Source organism: uncultured Cardiobacterium sp. (assembly GCF_938028185.1).
Taxonomy (GTDB): Bacteria; Pseudomonadota; Gammaproteobacteria; order Cardiobacteriales; family Cardiobacteriaceae; genus Cardiobacterium.
The window spans coordinates 1-2,200 of record NZ_CALJAH010000384.1 but is presented as its reverse complement, the minus strand read 5'-3'; the positions used below and the strand labels follow the sequence as shown (position 1 = coordinate 2,200).

Annotated in this window: 1 protein-coding gene and 1 pseudogene; both read right to left on the bottom strand. The window is 61.5% G+C overall.

Going from position 1 to position 2,200, the window contains the following annotated elements:
- Window positions 1–140 precede the first annotated feature (140 nt).
- A complete protein-coding gene (gene mgtE, locus Q0349_RS11250; RefSeq protein ID WP_298081057.1) occupies window positions 141–1,577 on the bottom strand; it encodes a magnesium transporter in 1,437 nt (478 codons plus the stop codon).
- Between the two features lie 192 nt (window positions 1,578–1,769).
- A pseudogene (locus Q0349_RS11245) lies at window positions 1,770–2,200 on the bottom strand (DNA topoisomerase IV); the annotation flags it as partial.

Sequence of the window (2,200 nt, the reverse complement as noted above, 5' to 3'; positions counted from 1 at the left end):
CAAAGGCGGCAACTACGAACCCAACGGCAACCAGTAAGCCGTTACCCAAAAAGAAGAACCGCGCCGAAGCGCAGTTTTTTATGGCAATCCTCACAAAGCCCGGTCAGGCGGGCGCCTTGTCTGAAACTTTCGGTGGACGGCTATAGTAAAAACAGCGTTGCCAGGCCGAGAAAGATGAGGAAACCACCGGAATCGGTGACGGCGGTAATCATCACCGAGCTGCCTAGCGCCGGGTCTTTGCCGAATTTCTCCATCATCACCGGGATGAGTACGCCGACGGTCGCCGCCAGCAGCAGGTTGAGCGTCATCGCCGCCACCATGACGAGGCCGATGCCGACGCTGCCGTAGAGTATCCAGGAAATCAGCCCCATCACGCTGCCCCAGATGACGCCGTTGACCAGCGCCACGCCGATTTCTTTTTTCAGCAAACGTCCGGCTTGTGCGGTGGAAAGCTGCCCCATTGCCAGCGCGCGCACGATCATGGTGATGGTCTGGTTGCCGGAATTGCCGCCAATACCGGCGACGATCGGCATCAGCGCGGCGAGCGCCACGATTTTTTCTATCGAACCGGAAAAGACGCCGATGACGCGGCTGGCGACGAAAGCGGTGCAGAGGTTGATGGCGAGCCACACCCAGCGGTTTTTCACCGAATCCCACACCGGCGCGAACAGGTCTTCTTCTTCCTGCAAACCGGCCATGTTGCGCATATCGGCGTCGGATTCTTCGCGGATGACGTCCACGATTTCGTCAATGGTAATGCGGCCGATGAGGTGCTTTTCGCCATCGACCACCGGCGCGGTGACGAGGTCGTAGCGCTCGAACGCCTGCGCCGCTTCCTCAACGTCATCTTCCGGGGAGAAGCGCACCACGTCTTTCTTGATCATCACGTCTTCGACGCGGTCGTCCGGGTCGGACACCAGCAGCTTGCGGATGGGCAGCACGCCGCGCAGCACGTCGTCGTCATCGACGATAAAGATTTTGTCGGTGTGGTCGGGCAGGCTGTCAAAGCGGCGCAGATAGCGCAGTACCACCTCGCAGGTGACATCGGCGCGGATGCTGACCAGCTCGAAATCCATAATTGCGCCGACCTGGTGATCGCCATAGGAACGCGCCGCATCAACCTGCGCCCGCTCCTCGGCGTCGCGCGAGCTGAGCGCTTCATCGACCACTTCCGGCGGCAGGTCGTCGGCCAGCTCCGCCAGTTCGTCCGCGTCCAGATCATCTACCGCCGCCAGCATTTCTTCGCGGTCCATCGCCCCGATCAGGCTTTCGCGCACCGCATCCGAGACTTCAAGCAGAATTTCGCCGTCATCCTCCGGCGTCGCCAGATGCCAGACCAGCAGCCGTTCCTCCGGCGGCAGTGATTCGAGTACGTCGGCCACGTCCGCCGGGTGCAATTCTTCCAGCAGCAGGCGCAAATCGGCCAGCGCCAGCCGCTGCGCCGCATCTTCCGGTTCGCCACCTGCCATCACGCTTGCAGCGACCGGCATCAGTTCGCGCACCAGGCGGTGTATCAACTCCATATCAACGGAGGGACGCTCGCGCAGGGCGGCGTCGGGGGCGGTGTCTTCGGTCATGGTCGTTCTCCTTGCGCTTGGGCGTACATAAAAAGGAGGCGGATTTTACACGCTTTGCATGGGGGCAGGGCAGGGCGGCTATAAATAGCGAGCGGCTTCGGTTGTAGGGTGGGGCTTGCCCCACCGTTAAAGCCGCGTGTTCCGTCATTGCTATTTACATACACGATAGCGGGGATCGTGTATGTAAACGGGCTACGCCGACAGCACCGCTTTGCCGCTGAAGGCGTCGAGGTTGTCGGCGTGGTCGCCGTTGGTTTCGATCCAGGCGCGGCGGTCGGCGGCGCGTTTGTCGGCCAGCAGCATGTCAAGCAGGGCGTCGGCTTGCAGCGCGTCGTGGTAGGTGAGTTGGACCAGGCGGCGCGTGTCCGGGTTCATCGTGGTTTCGCGCAGTTGTGGCGGGTTCATTTCGCCCAAGCCTTTGAAGCGGGTAACGTTGATTTTGCCGTGGTAGCCGTCACGGCGGATGCTGGCGATGGCGGCGTCGCGTTCGGCTTCGTCGAGTGCGTATTCGATGCGTTTGCCAGCGTCGATGCGGTACAACGGCGGCATGGCGACGTATAAATGTCCCGCTTTGACCAGCGCCGGGAAGTGTTTGACCATCAGCGCGCAGATGAGGGTGGCGA